The sequence below is a fragment of the Nitrosococcus wardiae genome (assembly GCF_004421105.1).
Taxonomy (GTDB): domain Bacteria; phylum Pseudomonadota; class Gammaproteobacteria; order Nitrosococcales; family Nitrosococcaceae; genus Nitrosococcus; species Nitrosococcus wardiae.
The window spans coordinates 799,649-814,396 of sequence record NZ_CP038033.1; the positions used below are offsets into that span (position 1 = coordinate 799,649).

At 49.5% G+C, this 14,748-nt stretch carries 16 protein-coding genes, 1 tRNA gene and 1 pseudogene; 4 read left to right on the top strand and 14 right to left on the bottom strand.

The features are described 5' to 3' along the window. Positions 1-361: 361 nt before the first annotated feature. The 8 genes and pseudogenes from E3U44_RS03910 to rpsU all read right to left on the bottom strand — a co-directional run. Positions 362-571: pseudogene (locus E3U44_RS03910) on the bottom strand (type II toxin-antitoxin system HicA family toxin); the annotation flags it as partial. Between the two features lie 76 nt (positions 572-647). Beyond that, the gene (locus E3U44_RS03915; RefSeq protein ID WP_206054881.1) at positions 648-812 is read right to left on the bottom strand and encodes a hypothetical protein; all 165 of its coding nucleotides are present in this window, start codon (positions 810-812) and stop codon (positions 648-650) included. A gap of 48 nt (positions 813-860) precedes the next feature. Then, positions 861-1,190, bottom strand: coding sequence for a type I-E CRISPR-associated protein Cas6/Cse3/CasE (gene cas6e / locus E3U44_RS03920; protein ID WP_134356762.1), 330 nt, complete (start codon positions 1,188-1,190; stop codon positions 861-863). Between the two features lie 721 nt (positions 1,191-1,911). Beyond that, positions 1,912-1,987, bottom strand: a tRNA-Ile gene (locus E3U44_RS03925). 19 nt (positions 1,988-2,006) lie between these two features. Next, positions 2,007-3,815 (bottom strand): RNA polymerase sigma factor RpoD, encoded by a 1,809-nt coding sequence (gene rpoD / locus E3U44_RS03930; protein WP_134356763.1) that lies wholly within the window; start codon positions 3,813-3,815, stop codon positions 2,007-2,009. A gap of 120 nt (positions 3,816-3,935) precedes the next feature. Next, positions 3,936-5,651, bottom strand: a complete 1,716-nt coding sequence (dnaG, locus tag E3U44_RS03935) for a DNA primase (protein WP_134356764.1) — start codon at positions 5,649-5,651, stop codon at positions 3,936-3,938. A 108-nt stretch (positions 5,652-5,759) separates the two neighbouring features. After that, complete coding sequence (locus E3U44_RS03940; protein ID WP_166804992.1) at positions 5,760-6,218, bottom strand: GatB/YqeY domain-containing protein; 459 nt, start codon at positions 6,216-6,218, stop codon at positions 5,760-5,762. Between the two features lie 51 nt (positions 6,219-6,269). Next, positions 6,270-6,485 (bottom strand): 30S ribosomal protein S21, encoded by a 216-nt coding sequence (gene rpsU / locus E3U44_RS03945; RefSeq protein WP_013031151.1) that lies wholly within the window; start codon positions 6,483-6,485, stop codon positions 6,270-6,272. Positions 6,486-6,626: 141 nt separating this feature from the next. On the opposite strand from rpsU, the gene tsaD reads away from it, so the two are divergent. Next, complete coding sequence (gene tsaD / locus E3U44_RS03950) at positions 6,627-7,634, top strand: tRNA (adenosine(37)-N6)-threonylcarbamoyltransferase complex transferase subunit TsaD (RefSeq protein ID WP_134356766.1); 1,008 nt, start codon at positions 6,627-6,629, stop codon at positions 7,632-7,634. Here the strand turns inward: tsaD and plsY are convergent. Continuing rightward, complete coding sequence (plsY, locus tag E3U44_RS03955) at positions 7,631-8,224, bottom strand: glycerol-3-phosphate 1-O-acyltransferase PlsY (RefSeq protein ID WP_134359651.1); 594 nt, start codon at positions 8,222-8,224, stop codon at positions 7,631-7,633. The genes tsaD and plsY overlap by 4 nt on opposite strands. Positions 8,225-8,330: 106 nt before the next feature. On the opposite strand from plsY, the gene folB reads away from it, so the two are divergent. From folB to E3U44_RS03970, 3 genes are all read left to right on the top strand, one after another. Next, positions 8,331-8,702, top strand: coding sequence for a dihydroneopterin aldolase (folB, locus tag E3U44_RS03960; protein WP_134356767.1), 372 nt, complete (start codon positions 8,331-8,333; stop codon positions 8,700-8,702). A 5-nt stretch (positions 8,703-8,707) separates the two neighbouring features. Continuing rightward, positions 8,708-9,196: a 2-amino-4-hydroxy-6-hydroxymethyldihydropteridine diphosphokinase gene (gene folK, locus E3U44_RS03965; protein ID WP_134356768.1), complete on the top strand. Its 489-nt coding sequence runs from the start codon at positions 8,708-8,710 to the stop codon at positions 9,194-9,196. A gap of 96 nt (positions 9,197-9,292) precedes the next feature. Further along, positions 9,293-10,480, top strand: a complete 1,188-nt coding sequence (locus tag E3U44_RS03970; RefSeq protein ID WP_134356769.1) for a class I SAM-dependent methyltransferase — start codon at positions 9,293-9,295, stop codon at positions 10,478-10,480. Here E3U44_RS03970 and E3U44_RS03975 read toward each other — a convergent pair. The 5 genes from E3U44_RS03975 to E3U44_RS03995 form a co-directional block, all read right to left on the bottom strand. Then, positions 10,475-11,437 carry an SHOCT domain-containing protein gene (locus E3U44_RS03975; RefSeq protein ID WP_134356770.1) on the bottom strand — a complete coding sequence of 321 codons (963 nt, stop codon included), beginning with the start codon at positions 11,435-11,437 and terminating at the stop codon, positions 10,475-10,477. The two genes, E3U44_RS03970 and E3U44_RS03975, sit on opposite strands and share 6 nt — an antisense overlap. 16 nt (positions 11,438-11,453) lie before the next feature. Next, a complete protein-coding gene (locus E3U44_RS03980; protein ID WP_134356771.1) occupies positions 11,454-12,494 on the bottom strand; it encodes an NAD(P)H-dependent glycerol-3-phosphate dehydrogenase in 1,041 nt (346 codons plus the stop codon). A 4-nt stretch (positions 12,495-12,498) separates the two neighbouring features. Next, positions 12,499-12,996, bottom strand: a complete 498-nt coding sequence (gene secB, locus E3U44_RS03985; RefSeq protein WP_134356772.1) for a protein-export chaperone SecB — start codon at positions 12,994-12,996, stop codon at positions 12,499-12,501. Positions 12,997-13,057: 61 nt separating this feature from the next. Further along, complete coding sequence (grxC, locus tag E3U44_RS03990; RefSeq protein WP_134356773.1) at positions 13,058-13,315, bottom strand: glutaredoxin 3; 258 nt, start codon at positions 13,313-13,315, stop codon at positions 13,058-13,060. A gap of 3 nt (positions 13,316-13,318) precedes the next feature. Further along, entirely contained in the window at positions 13,319-14,080 is a 762-nt protein-coding gene (locus E3U44_RS03995) for a rhodanese-like domain-containing protein (RefSeq protein ID WP_134356774.1), read from the bottom strand. Positions 14,081-14,748: the final 668 nt, after the last annotated feature.

Genomic DNA, 14,748 nt, shown 5'->3' on the forward strand with positions numbered 1-14,748 from the left:
CCCGGGAGAGCGAATCGGCACCGTATGTCTGCGAGACTGAGGGAGCTTGGGCTCGGATTGGGCGAGATCGAGCCCAAGCCTGACCCGTCGCGAGTCTCGACCAGCGCCGAGATCGGGTCTACGCTAATGGCGCGAACCCAAAGGCCCCGTTTGGATGCCCTCGACACGAGCAGGTTCGGAGCTCGCATTATCGAAACAGACCGCGAGACACGACCAGGAAAAGTGGGCGGCATAGTGTATAGGAAAAATAAACACCCTTTTTCATAAGAAGCGAATGTACTAAGAGATATACACATTCTTTCATAGCGATCGGCTTGAGAGGCGAAAGCATATTGGATCCATCCACTAACTAATTAAATAATTAGCCAAATAGATGCTTTATCGTCTCATCCCTGGAAATTCTTAAATTCGTGGCAACATCAGTAATGATGGCAGATAGCGTTCCCACCCTCAATAGGCTATGGTTGGGGATAGTAATATGATGTTGTCGAGCACCTTCTCCTTCTCTGGTCAGTCGAATATGGCTATCTGTCTGCCGAGTCACTCGATAACCAACTCGATGGAGGGCTTTTACTAAGTCAGTCCCGCTAACGTCACGAGGAAGCTTTACAGCGCAATGACTTCTTCTTTGACAAAATGGAGACGAATTATTTTTGGGGCTTCGTCTTCCTCAAAATGGCAAGATACAGCCTCCCGTACTTGAGCATGCAGGCTTTCCAAATCATCGGCTTCGGTAAAATCGATTCCCCAAGCGCCCGCACTTGGTATCCACCCTCAGGGGCTTCTTCCACAATAAAAATAATTTCGTTCATCAATTTTTCACCCGGTCACTTCAATGGAATGGGAATTAATAAGCATGATTAAATCCGTCTTACCATTAATAGCCCACACCCGAACCCTTTGGCTGGACCTATACCTTCATATAAGGTCTGTTGGAAACGCTTTGGATCGGCTACGGTTAGGACACCATTAAACTCTAGGGTGCTGAAGCGTATCGGTCGACTCTGTCGGTGTTTATGCAAGCGATATTGCCGGTAGCCATCGACGTTTACCTGGCTTTCCTGAACTACAAAACCAAGCTTTTTGGCACGGGTAGCCAACCAGTTAAAACCTGTACTTTGTATTAGCTCGGGTAATTGCGGCCAATGTTTCTTAGGGATGCCATCCTTTTTTAACTTATCCTTAAGCATTGTCAAGAAATAACTTGAGCAAATTCAAGTTACTTTTATAACCACCCTTATGGCAAAAGTGGAGACTGTTCTCCAAATCCGTACCAAATACGAGTCTCTCGCTCCGCTCTTGGACGAGAGGAGCAAAAGGTGCTGGGTGGCGACTGAAGCGAGCATGATGGGCTAGGCTGGGATCTTTGCCGTGGCGCAAGCCACCGGTTTGTCTCGCAACACCCAAGCAGGAGATACACTCATATATAAGAGTTTCACTCACACCGCCTGGCCACGAGGCGGAAGTTTCGTGGTGAATTCCAGCGTCCATACCCTAGCCTGGCTCTCCCCCGGGCTATTTTTTGCCTTATGCGCTTAAAATGTGATCCATATCACACTTTGGGCAAGTGAATTTGCACATGTCCAAGCAAAAACTATTTTTAATTTTAGGTGCGCGTTAATTCGGCTCATTAACCGCACCTTCCCTTAATACGGGCATAAGTAAGTAATGGGCACGTAGCTCCTTTGCTGTGTGCCCTTTTTTTATAGGGTAAGTGTACTTATTGCCCTGGTGGAATGGAGTAGATGGGAAAACACCCCGACAATAGAGAGATTACCCCCTGGCGGATCAGAGCGATGGCGGCTAAGCGGTTAGCCGCTGGGGTGGCTATTTTTCCTTCTGGTGCTTACTTTCTGCTTACATAAACAAAAACAGCGGCCCTGCATGGTTGCATAAACCGCTGATTCTTTTTGGTGGGCCCAGTAGGACTCGAACCTACGACCCAGGGATTATGAGTCCCCTGCTCTACCGACTGAGCTATAGGCCCAATAATATCTTCTGTTAGGTTACTGGCTCTCCATGTCCAAGAAGCTGCGCAACTGCTCCGAACGGGAAGGATGGCGCAATTTACGCAGGGCCTTAGCCTCAATCTGGCGGATTCGCTCCCGGGTTACATCAAACTGCTTGCCCACTTCTTCCAGAGTATGGTCGGTGTTCATATCAATCCCAAAGCGCATCCGCAGCACTTTAGCTTCGCGTGGGGTCAAACCCGCCAATATTTGTTGCGTGGTTTCCCGCAAGCCGGAGAAGATCGCTGCATCAGGCGGGGACATAACCTCAGTATCCTCGACAAAATCTCCCAAGTGGGAATCTTCATCGTCGCCAATGGGAGTTTCCATTGAGATAGGTTCTTTAGCAATCTTCAGAACCTTCCGCACTTTATCTTTCGGCATATCCACCCGCTCAGCCAACTCATCGGGGGTTGGCTCCCGGCCCATTTCTTGTAACATTTGGCGTGAGACGCGGTTGAGCTTATTGATAGTCTCAATCATGTGTACTGGAATCCGGATAGTGCGGGCTTGATCAGCAATTGAGCGGGTAATTGCCTGTCTTATCCACCAAGTAGCATAAGTGGAAAACTTATAACCACGGCGATATTCAAATTTATCAACCGCTTTCATGAGACCAATGTTGCCTTCCTGGATTAAATCCAAAAACTGGAGGCCACGGTTAGTATATTTTTTGGCGATGGAGATTACCAAGCGCAAATTTGCCTCGACCATCTCCTTTTTCGCCCGTCGAGCCCGTGCTTCCCCAATAGACAAGGAGCGATTAGCCTCCTTAATCTCGGCAATACTCATGCCCGCTTCCCGCTCTAGGGCAACAAGCTTCTCTTGAGCTTGTCGAATCGCCTCCCCTTTTTTTCTGAGTACGGAAGAATAATGTTTTTTCGCCCGAATATGCTTTTCTACCCAGGTCAGGTTCGTTTCCTGCCCTTGGAATGAAGATAAGAAATCCTGGCGCGGCATATGTGCTTGATTCACCGCAATTTGCATGATAGTCCGCTCAAGCGCACGAATCTTTGCCACTACTGCACGGAGGTTTTCTATCAACTGGTGAGACAAACGAGGTACGAGCTTGAATTGGAGGAAACATTCGCTCATTACCTCCGATAGCTCAGCTAGCGCTTTACTATCGTCCTTGGAAGCGGCTTCCTGGCGCAACTGGTGCAATTCACGCAGTTGGATAAACTGTTCCCGGGCCCTCTCAGGATCAGGACCGCCATCATTTTCTTCCTCTGCACTATCTTCAGCCGAGTCGGCAACAGCCTCCTCTTCCGCAATAGCTTCCTTGATATCCTCTTCCTCTGACTCATGAAATCCGGAAATCATGTCAGCCAAGCGGGTTTCACCTGTCTCCACCCTTTCATATTGGCGCAATAATTCAGCGACACTACCAGGGAAAAGAGAAAGGGCAGTATGAACTTGACGCATTCCCTCTTCGATCCGCTTAGCAATGCGAATCTCCCCTTCTCGGGTCAAAAGCTCGACGCTGCCCATTTCCCGCATATACATGCGGACCGGATCCGAAGTCCGGGCAAACTCTCCATCCACAGAGACCAGGGCGGCAGCGGCTTCCTCAGCGGCCTCCTCATCGGCAACAGCGGCATCCATAATGGCTAGGGCATCTGCTTCCGCCATATCTTCATGCACGGAAATACCCATGTCATTGAACATAGTAATGATATCTTCGATCTGTTCTGGATCGATGACATCGTCAGGCAAGTGATCATTCACTTCGCTGTAGGATAGATACCCCCGATCCTTACCCCTAGCGATCAAGAGCTTTAATTGTGACTGGCGATCTTGCTCCATATTCTCAACTTGCTATCAAGAGGCTCAAAAATAACTACCTGCTAAACCGAAAACCAAATCTGAAAAGTATACACTATTTTCACCTTAACTGCCTAGCCAAGCTTTACATACCAGGTAGACCTACTTGGCCGCCAGCAAAGCAAGTAACTCTTGTTGCTCCGCAGCAGTCAAGGAAGGCTGATTGGAAAGCATTGTCATCCGCTGCTCCGCTGCTTGGGCCTGCAAACGCTTTAAAGCGGCTTGTAACTCCAATACCATATTCTCATCAGTCAAAAATAATTCCCAGCTAGCTAATTGCTCCAGATATCGACCCATTTCCGAATCCCGCCAGCGTTCAAGCAAGGCTGCCGTATTTAAATGTGGACTGCTTTGCAATAATTCAATCAACTCCTGGAGTAATTTTGCCCCTGTCCCCTCTAATCCCCGCAAGGAGAAGTTCTCCTCTACCGATTGAATTAAATTAGGTCGCTGGAGCAAAATAGCCACTGCTTTTCGTGCTAGAGGCGCCATATCTCGAGCCAACCGCCGAGGGGGCACTACTGGGGAAACTTTTCCTTGACTTAAGTGACGAGTGAGAGCTGCCTGATCTACGCGGGCAACTTCCGCTAGACGAGCAAGCAACATATCCCGATAAACCCCTGACGGGATCTTAGATACAAGGGGCCGGGCTAATTCTACTAGGCGTGCCCGTCCATCCATACTGCCAAGGTTAACCTTTTGCCGCAAACTATTTAGCAAAAAATCTGATAATGGCGTAGCCTTTTCAAGGCGGGCCTCAAAAGCAACCTGACCCTCAGCGCGCACTACGGTATCCGGATCTTCTCCTTGAGGTAAAAACAAAAACTGCACCTGCCGTCCTTGACTCAATAAGGGAAGTGTTGTTTCCAGCGCCCGCCAAGCTGCTCGGTAGCCAGCTCGATCTCCGTCAAAACAAAATACGACCACTGACGTCATCCGGAATAACTGGGTCAAATGATCCGAAGTAGTTGCCGTTCCTAAGGTCGCCACAGCATAACGAATATTATGCTCAGCCAAGGCCAAGACATCCATGTACCCCTCCACTACCAACAACCTATCACAGTGGCGGACTGATTGTCGTACTTGGTACAAGCCATAAAGCTCCCGCCCTTTATGAAATAACGGCGTTTCAGGTGAATTAAGGTATTTTGGAGATCCCTCACCCAAAAGACGACCGCCAAAGCCAACCACTCGCCCCCGATAATCATGAATGGGGAACATTATCCGATCTCGAAACCGATCGTAACAACGGCCATTCCCTTTATCGATCACTAAACCCGCTGTCTGAAGATGGGATCTAAGCGGCAATGGCATATGGCGTAGCAATGCATCCCAACGGGAGGGGGCAAAACCCAGTCCAAACTCAGTAATAATAGAGTGGCTTAGACCCCGTTCCCGCAAATAAGCTTTGACTCGCCCCTGATGGACCCCTATTTTTAGCTGCTGCTGGTAAAACTCTGCAGTATAGGACAACACTTCATACAGGCCCTGGTGGCAACTGCGAGGGGTTGAACCGGAACCCTGGGGAATAGTCATTCCCACCCGTTGCGCTAGTTCCTCTACCACCTCAATAAAACTAAGACGGTCAAAGGCTATTAAGAAACCGATGACCGTCCCATGGACACCACAACCAAAGCAGTGATAGAACTGTTTTTGTGGGCTAACCGTAAAGGATGGGGTCTTTTCGTTGTGAAAAGGACAACAGGCAACATATTCGCGGCCAGCCTTGCGTAAAGGAATACGGGAATCTATCAATTCCACGATATCCGTACGCGCCACCAGCTCGTCAATGAACTCTTGCGGGATCCGCTCCCCCATACCCCCTAGTACCTAGGCATAGAAACAGACACAAAAACATTAACAAATATAGTGCCTATCCGGACAAAAAATAGCTGAATATTAAAAGCTTGTCGAGGGAATCCAAAGTCAGCTAGGCGCTGCCGTTAATCGCGACTTGACTTTAGCGCTCACCACCGCCATATCGGCGCGGCCCTGTATGCGGGGTTTCAGAATCCCCATTACCTTGCCCATATCCTTTATTGTCGCCGCCTGAGACTGCCTAATCGCCTCCTCAATGAGCTGTTCAATTTCAGCCTCGCTGAGTGGCGTTGGCATATAACTTTGAATCACCTCCAACTCAAAACGCTCTTTTTCAGCCAAATCTTCTCTTCCCGCGGCTTCGTATTGCTCCAAAGCCTCACGCCGCTGTTTCAGCATTTTCTCTAACAGTGCAATGATTTGCGTATCTTCTAAAGGCTCACGGGTGTCTACTTCAAACTGCTTAAGGGTCGCCATTACCATCCGCAAGACTCCCAGCCGAGCTTTATCTTTAGCCCGCATAGCAGCCTTCACTTCTTCCTGTAAGCGTGTTTTCAGTGAACCCATTTCAGTCACCATTAAAAAATTTCAGTCAAACGGCAAGGAGGGTAAATAGATTCAATAGAGGCGGGTTCGGCGTGCTCTCTCACGTGCTAACTTCTTCATGGAGCGCTTGACTGCAGCTGCGGCTTTACGCTTGCGAACAGCCGTAGGCTTTTCATAAAATTCCCGGCGTCGGACTTCCGATAAAACGCCTGCCTTTTCACAAGTCCGCTTGAAGCGACGAATAGCAACATCAAAAGGCTCGTTCTCTTTTACTCGGATGCTTGGCATAAAATCTCCTCTGTTAACTTACAACTAGTATAGGAAAAAACTTACTCTTGAGTTAAAGTTTGCGGATTCTACGAATTACAAGCCAAAAATGCAAAAAGGATTTGCCAACAAAACTGATGCTCCCGGCCCTCTATAAAACCCATGCGCATACTTGGAATTGAAACTTCCTGTGACGAAACAGGAGTTGCCATTTTTGACAGCAAGCGGGGACTGTTGGCCCATGTCCTCTACAGTCAGGCAGAACTCCATGCTGACTACGGTGGGATTGTCCCGGAATTGGCCTCCCGGGATCACATTCGCAAGTTATTACCCTTGCTTCGCAAGGTGCTAGACCAGGCAGGCCTTCACAAGCGAGATATTGACGGTGTTGCCTATACCGCAGGCCCAGGGCTAATCGGTGCCCTATTAGTAGGGGCTGCAGTGGGTCGCAGCCTGGCCTGGGCCTGGGGTAAACCGGCGCTTGCCGTCCATCATATGGAAGGGCATTTACTCTCTCCCCTGTTAGAAGCTGACCCCCCTGATTTTCCATTTTGCGCGCTCCTCGTCTCCGGAGGCCACACCATGCTGATAGCGGTAAGCCGTATTGGGGCTTACCAGGTGCTCGGCGAATCCCTTGATGATGCGGTGGGGGAAGCTTTTGACAAGACAGCAAAACTCCTTGGGCTGGGCTATCCAGGAGGACCCGCCCTGGCCAAACTTGCCGAACAGGGGAATCCGGATCGTTTTCATTTCCCACGTCCTATGCTCGACCGTCCAGGTTTAGACTTTAGCTTTAGCGGGCTAAAGACCTATGCCCTCAACACCTTGCACGAGAATGGACCTGAAGCTGGCGCCGATATTGCCCGGGCCTTTCAGGATGCCGTCGTGGAGACCCTCACCGTCAAATGCCGCCGGGCCTTGCAACAAACAGGACTCAAGCGTCTGGTCGTCGCTGGTGGGGTTAGCGCCAACCAAGCGCTCCGAGAACGGCTTAAGGTTATGGGAGCCCAGGAAAATGCCCAAATCTATTATCCACGGTTGGCTTTTTGTACCGATAACGGGGCCATGATTGCTTTCGCTGGCTGTCAACGTCTTTTAGCTGGAGAGCACGCCGGCCTTGGATTTAAGGCCCAGGCGAGATGGCCCTTGGATAGTTTGCCAGAGATTTAACTCGATTTGTCTAAACGGCCTTCCTGGCCGCTGAGCAAACGTCGAATATTATCTTGATGACGCCAAAGCAAAAACACCATCAGGACGGTGACTGCCACTCTAATTGCGGTCTCCGGTACTAGCCACCACGCCAAGAAAGGGGCAAGCACAGCTGCGCAAAGTGCTGAAAGAGATGAGATTCGCCAGCGCCAAAACACCAGCAGCCAGATGCTCAGCACGGCTAGGGCAAGGGGCCAAGAAAAGCCTAGCAATACCCCTAAACCGGTGGCCACTCCCTTACCCCCATGAAACCCAAAAAATAGCGGATAGAGATGACCCCAGAAGGCCGCTAATCCTACTCCAGCAATAACCCAGGCCTCGACTCCCATTCCCCCTGCTAACCACACGGGAAAAATCCCCTTGAGGGTATCCCCAAGGAGCACTACCGCTGCGAGCCGCTTACTGCCCAAGCGCAAAATATTAGTCGCACCAGGATTTCCCGATCCTTGAGCGCGGGGATCTCCTAAACCCGCCAATCGTGCCACGATAATAGCACTGGATAAGGATCCTACAACATAACCTATGAGCAGCAGAATTAAAGTAGTCAGCATGTTATGATTGGTCGTTTTCTCTATCTGAGCCTGGGCAATTTCCTGGCTAAAGATATCCATTATATTGATACTCTGTGTTACCGGCTATACTACTTGTTGAAATGCAATGGACATCGTCTATTTAAACGATTTACGTATTGATACTGTGATTGGTATTTATGATTGGGAGCGTCGAATCAAGCAGACGATTTCCCTGGATTTAGAAATGGCCACCGATGTCGCCAAAGCCGCTGCCAGCGATAACATTGAGGACACCCTCGACTACAAAGCAGTGGCCAAACGAATGATAGACTTCGTCGGCAATAGCGAATTTCTATTGGTGGAAACTTTGGCAGAACGTGCGGCGCAGATTATATTAAATGAATTTGGAGTTTCTTGGCTGCGCCTTAAGGTGGACAAGCAAGGCGCCGTGCGCGGTGCTCGAGGTGTAGGAGTTATTATCGAGCGCTGCCAGCCCAAGGAGCCAGCACAGCCTTAAACATTATGGCCCGTGCATATGTTAGTATAGGCAGCAACATCAACCGGGAGAACAATATCCGTGCTGGAGTCAATGCGCTCCGCCGCCGCTATGGATCGCTTATCATTTCACGGGTATTTGAAAGCGAGTCAGTAGGATTTCAAGGCGATAATTTTTACAATTCGGTAATCGGCTTTGATACCAATGAGCCACCCCAAACAATCGCCCATGCCCTCCATGAGATTGAGCGGGCCTGCGGCCGCAAGCGTGGTGGTCCCCGCTTCGCCCCCCGAGTTCTCGATTTGGATCTCCTACTTTACAATGACTTAGTCATCAATGAGCCAGGGCTCCAAATCCCCAGGGATGATATTCTTAATTATGCTTTTGTACTCCAGCCCCTAGCAGAGATTGCGCCCCACCGGCATCACCCTGTTCTAAACAAATCTTATGCCGATCTCTGGGCTGCCGTTGATAAATCCTCAAACCATTTATGGCCAACCGACTTGAACCTATAAGCCTTTTTTCAAGGAGGAAAAACGGGTTTGCGGAACACCACCGGCTCGCTTCTAAAACACCTCATATTTTAGTCATAGGTACTTAACCTCCTGCCCATGGTTTCCCCACATCACCGCAGAGACTCTCTTCCTCGCCCTAATCCGGCGGCCTTAGCCCATAGCCAAAAATTGCAAAGTTTCATCCGGGAGGCTATTGAGCAAAATGGTGGTCAAATTTCTTTTGCCCGCTTTATGGAGCTAGCGCTTTATTCACCGGGTTTAGGCTATTACATGTCAGGTCTGCACAAGTTAGGCGCTTCCGGTGATTTTACCACTGCTCCTGAACTCTCCCCCCTCTTTGCCCGCTGTCTCTCTCGCCAATGCCAGCAAATTTTAGAGTTGCTCGGATCAGGTGACATCTTGGAATTTGGGGCGGGATCGGGCTGCATGGCCGCCGATTTGCTAGCTGAGCTGGACAACCGAGGTAACCTACCAGAACAGTATTTCATCTTGGAACTTAGCGCCGAGTTACGCCAACGGCAGCAACAGACGCTGCAACAGCAAGTTCCTCACCTCGCCTCAAAAGTAAGCTGGTTAGACCGTCTACCCGATAACATTCAGGGATTGGTGCTTGCCAACGAGGTCTGTGATGCCATGCCTGTACATTGCTTTCAGCTAGAGGATGAGCACAGTTGGGAACGCCATGTAGGCTATGAGGGAGATACCTTTGTTTGGAAAAAAGGCCCTTTCAGCCATGCTCGACTTAAAGAGCGCGCCACCGAGATACGTCTGTTGCTTAAACAGGTAAGCCACTACACGTCTGAAGTCAATTTAGCCATGGAGAGCTGGGTGGCTGAAATTGCTTACCGTTTACAACAAGGAATGCTGCTCATTATCGATTATGGCTTTCCCCGGAAAGAGTATTATCACCCGGATCGAACAACTGGAACCCTCATGTGCCATTATCGCCATCGGGCACATCCAGACCCGCTGATCTTACCAGGATTACAAGATATTACCGCCCATGTGGATTTTACTGCCCTCGCCGAGGCAGGCCATAACAGCGGGCTTAGGGTCGCGGGTTATTGTTCCCAAGCTGACTTCTTGCTGGCCTGCGGTTTGGATGAATTAGCGATGGCTGAAATCGCAGCAGGAGGATACCACGCTTTGGAAACCAGCAATCAGATCAAACGCCTCACCCTTCCCAGCGAGATGGGCGAACTTTTCAAGATTCTTGCCCTGACTCGGGGGATAGACCCACCCTTACTGGGCTTTAGCTTGCGAGACCGGCGGGCTCGCCTATAGCTCGTTCAGCAGTTCCCGGCGTTTAACCTGGTACTCATCACGGCTAATGAGCCCATTATCATAGAGCTTCTTCAAGGATTGAAGACGGGCCTCAATCGTCGCATAACTCCCTCCCCGTTGGAGCTCTAGCAAGTCCTCCTTGAGCTCGAATAAGACTTCCTTGACATTGGCAAGATCTTCCTTGAGATTTTGAGTCTCCTGTTTGCTACGTGCAATATCCTCCAAAAGAGTCGGGTCAAGCTGCTCATCTGGAGTTTTTTGGCTGGTTTTGGCAACAAGGGTAGGAATATCCAGCACTAGCCAGTCTTCTCTTTCCTCGCCACTCTCTGGATCCAAGTAAAACGCTTGGCCCTCCTCCAAAGCAATAGGATACGAAAGCTTCGTTTCGTAAAGGCGGGAACCCACCACAAAAGGATGCAAGCGCCGATCAATCTGCGCCCCAGTCTCACGATCCTGGTCGCGGACCTCATGATGAAGCATGCCAAAAATAATATGAAGCTTATCGTCTTTAAAAAATACCCGCCCCGTATTGGCCTTACGGACCTTGGTAAAGGTTCCCTGGTGAATGCCAATGCTTACAAAGGTAACATCTTGATCGGGCCGAGCTAAAGCCAAACCTTGGGCCAAAGCTGCACTGAGTACTTGGATTTCGCCTGGGGAGAAGACAGGATTTAATTTTTTTCTAATAAAGCGCCGCTCTGGAACAAAGAGTGATTCCAAAGCAGCACGCATCTCTTCTGTAGTCACTGCCGCTGGATGCTGATTATTCACTACCCTATCGCTGGAGTTGAGGCGCACATATTGCTCACCTGCTTCCCAGAGAACACGACCCCCTTCGCTGTCTTCTGCCTCCTCTTTGATTGCCGAGCCGCCACCACAAGCCACTAGGCTCAGGACAAAAATGAGAAAAAAAGGGAGCCTTAGCCACGAAGCTCGGTGGCGACTACTGCTTCTCATTAAGCAAACACCTCTTTTATACATATTCGGGTTTTTGTTCCCGGCTACAAAGGGCTTCAACCGCTTGTCGAGGTGCCCGTCCAGCGTACAATACCTGGTAAATTTGCTCTGCAATGGGCATCTCGACATTAAGCTGTTTGGCCTTTGCGACCACTACTTTGGCAGCTGCTGCCCCCTCCACGGCCTGGCCAATGAGCGCTAGAGCTTCGTCCAACCGCTTTCCTTGAGCTAAAGCCAGACCAAGGCGCCGGTTACGGGATTGGTTATCGGTGCAGGTCAATACCAAATCACCCAACCCTGATAATCCCATCAGCGTCTCTCTTTGGGCTCCATAAGCAAGGGCAAAACGCATCAGTTCTGCAAGCCCGCGGGTAATCAAGGCCGCCCGGGTATTGGCACCAAACCCCAAACCATCGCCAATCCCCGCCGCAATGGCAAGGACATTTTTTACCGCTCCTCCCAATTGTACGCCGATGAGGTCATCGCTGGTATAAACCCGAAAAGTTTCTCCATGAAGACAGCTAGCAAGTCGGGTAGCTACCGCCGATTCGGTAGCAGCTACCGTTACTGCTGTTGGTAACCCGGCAGCGACTTCATGAGCAAAGGTAGGTCCCGACACCACAGCCATTGGCCATCCAGGACCCAAAACTTCCGCCGCGACCTCATGCAACAGTCGGCCCGTACCGGGTTCTAAACCCTTAGTTGCCCAGGATAGGGGGACACCATCGGGTAAATGCCCAGCTAAACGCTCTAATACTGACCGGAAACCATGGCTTGGAACGACCACAAGGACTTGTTCCGTCTGTGGCAATGCTGCTTCCAAATCTGCAACCGGCTCTAGAGACGGAGGGAAAGATACTTGCGGCAAGTAATGATCATTTTGGCGGGTACGGACCATGGCCGCTACTTGAGCCGAGTCTCGCGCCCATAGCAGCGTAGGCACCCGGTTGCGAGCAAGTAAAATAGCTAAGGCGGTGCCCCAGGAACCTGCACCGACCACCAGGGTTTTTGAGCACTTGCTGTCGTTTTGAGGTAGCACTGGTAAAGAATTAACCAAAAGGTCAATGCCGAATTTCAGCCGCCTCGGCCGATTGGCGTTGTTGCTGCTGCTTTATTCGTTGGGCATAGAGTGCGTCAAAGTTGATGGGTGCCAATAGTAGCGGCGGAAAACCACCCTTGGTCACTAGATCTGCTACTACCTCTCGAGCAAAGGGAAAGAGGATATTAGGGCAATAGCTACTTAGTAAAGGTCCCAGATTCTGATCACTATAACCATTGAGCGTAAAAATACCTGCTTGCTGAACCTCAGCAAGAAAGGCTGTTTGATCACCGAGTTTCGCTGTCACGGTTAGCGACAATACCACCTCATATATATTTTCAGAGATGCGCTTATTTTCATTACTAAGCTGAAGATTAACTTCAGGCTTCCATTCTTGAGTGAAAACCTGGGGAGAATTTGGAGTTTCGAAAGAAATATCTTTCACATAAATCTTCTGGATAACGAACTGGGCTTGTTGATTTTGTTCGTCAGTTTGTTGACTTGCGCTTTCTTCTGCCATTTGGTCCATCCTGTCAAAAGCTCATATGTTTAAAAAAAGCCCCCTCGGACCATTGCTCATCTCAAGCAAGGCCTAACAGCGTATTAAGTTCCCTTGCCTGTTCGAGTCGTACTAAATCATCAAAACCACCAATAGACTGATCATCGATAAATATCTGAGGCACAGTCCGGCGGCGGCTTCTAGCGATCATAATGGCACGCTGTTCAGGCTCAAGATCAACGCGTATTTCTTTGTAATCAACCCCTTTATCATCTAATAAACGCCGAGCTCCAATACAATAAGGGCACCATGCGGTGGTATACATCACGACTTTTGGCATTGTTTAACTCCGCCTAGCTTTAGCCCTTTTGCTCCCCCTGGCCTTTTTTCCTTTGCCCCCCTTAGCCCTTTTACTGACTCTAGGCTGATTGCTCACTTTGGTTTGGGCAGGTGTTTCAGCCTGGGCAGGTGTTTCGGCCTGGGCAGGTGTTTCGGCCTGGGCAGGTGCTTCAGCCTGGGCAGGTGTTTCGGCCTGGGCAGGTGTTTCGGCCTGGGCAGGTGCTTCAGCCTGGGCAGGTGTTTCGGCCTGGGCAGGTGCTTCGGCCTGGGCAGGTGCTTCAGCCTGGGCAGGTATTTCGGCCTGAACCTTTGCTTTGATCCTATGGGCCTTCGTATTACCACTAAATAAGGGCATGTTCGCTTCTTTCCATGTCTCGATCCCGCCCTGAAGTACATAAATGGCCTTATGCCCTCGCTTGCTCAACTGCGTGGCAACATAGAATGCTCGCTGCCCTGTTCCCCATATCACCAAAAGGGGACGACCTTTGAATTTATCCAATCTATCTAAATGCTTAAGAAACTTAGAGAAAGGAAGGTGTAGGGAATCCAGGACATGCTCTTTATCGAATTCTTTTTCTTCCCGAATATCAATGACTTGGGCGTTTTCCTGATTGATCAAGCGCGTGGCCTCAACCGCAGACACGCTCTTAATCCCGCGTAGTCGACGCAGCACCGGATCAATAACCAAGGCAAGCAAAATAGCCACGAGCAGCAGTGACAACATCCAGTGGTTGGTGAGAAATTCAAAAAGGCGATTGGTATCCATTTAGTTATCCTGTTTCTGTACTATCGGCTACTCAGGTTTGGTGATCGGCAAATTCCCTAAAAAGATTTTGTAGTCGCATCGTATCAGGGTCACAGACGGTAAAAAACCTTCATTTTACTTCAATTTCGAGATTCAAAGAGGGGGCATCGCTTTAACCTGAATGTGTTATAAAAGTTCCAAGCCCTAGTCCCGAATGGTTCCTTGAGAATTCAACATGCATCATTAACTTAATCTTGCTTGCTACCATCTATGGTATTCTAAAGAATTAAACCCTAAGGAATTTACATTTTTTCGATTCTGGGTTCTGTGTGAATGTTATTTCTGGGCATCCTGCATTGTTTTAAAAAAACAGGAATAAAGAAACAGAAGCGCTGGCAAAAGGCTTATAACCTGTTTGAGACTTGTCGTTGGCTTCATCGAGCATACGGACTAGACATGCTCAGCATTATTATTAATAAACAACAGGTGGGTAATACCCCCTATAATTGGGGGCTAACTCCTCACCTTGGATAAACCGAGATTCCTTTGGCAAAAAAGAGAGGGAGGTCTCCGGACCCTAAGCCAAGTATGCCCATATCCTTCAACGGCTCCAGGCCTAGTAAGTTAGCCTACCGTATCAATCTGGGACATAAATCAATACTCTATCTCTGAGGTTTGGACAAAATCAC

What these genes read in the sequence shown, in the direction of transcription:
- E3U44_RS03915 (WP_206054881.1), bottom strand. Translation starts at nt 812, where the DNA reads ATGAACGAAATTATTTTTATTGTGGAAGAAGCCCCTGAGGGTGGATAC.
- cas6e (WP_134356762.1), bottom strand. Translation starts at nt 1,190, where the DNA reads ATGCTTAAGGATAAGTTAAAAAAGGATGGCATCCCTAAGAAACATTGG.
- rpoD (WP_134356763.1), bottom strand. Translation starts at nt 3,815, where the DNA reads ATGGAGCAAGATCGCCAGTCACAATTAAAGCTCTTGATCGCTAGGGGT.
- dnaG (WP_134356764.1), bottom strand. Translation starts at nt 5,651, where the DNA reads ATGGGGGAGCGGATCCCGCAAGAGTTCATTGACGAGCTGGTGGCGCGT.
- E3U44_RS03940 (WP_166804992.1), bottom strand. Translation starts at nt 6,218, where the DNA reads ATGGGTTCACTGAAAACACGCTTACAGGAAGAAGTGAAGGCTGCTATG.
- rpsU (WP_013031151.1), bottom strand. Translation starts at nt 6,485, where the DNA reads ATGCCAAGCATCCGAGTAAAAGAGAACGAGCCTTTTGATGTTGCTATT.
- tsaD (WP_134356766.1), top strand. Translation starts at nt 6,627, where the DNA reads ATGCGCATACTTGGAATTGAAACTTCCTGTGACGAAACAGGAGTTGCC.
- plsY (WP_134359651.1), bottom strand. Translation starts at nt 8,224, where the DNA reads ATGCTGACTACTTTAATTCTGCTGCTCATAGGTTATGTTGTAGGATCC.
- folB (WP_134356767.1), top strand. Translation starts at nt 8,331, where the DNA reads ATGGACATCGTCTATTTAAACGATTTACGTATTGATACTGTGATTGGT.
- folK (WP_134356768.1), top strand. Translation starts at nt 8,708, where the DNA reads ATGGCCCGTGCATATGTTAGTATAGGCAGCAACATCAACCGGGAGAAC.
- E3U44_RS03970 (WP_134356769.1), top strand. Translation starts at nt 9,293, where the DNA reads ATGGTTTCCCCACATCACCGCAGAGACTCTCTTCCTCGCCCTAATCCG.
- E3U44_RS03975 (WP_134356770.1), bottom strand. Translation starts at nt 11,437, where the DNA reads ATGAGAAGCAGTAGTCGCCACCGAGCTTCGTGGCTAAGGCTCCCTTTT.
- secB (WP_134356772.1), bottom strand. Translation starts at nt 12,996, where the DNA reads ATGGCAGAAGAAAGCGCAAGTCAACAAACTGACGAACAAAATCAACAA.
- grxC (WP_134356773.1), bottom strand. Translation starts at nt 13,315, where the DNA reads ATGCCAAAAGTCGTGATGTATACCACCGCATGGTGCCCTTATTGTATT.
- E3U44_RS03995 (WP_134356774.1), bottom strand. Translation starts at nt 14,080, where the DNA reads ATGGATACCAATCGCCTTTTTGAATTTCTCACCAACCACTGGATGTTG.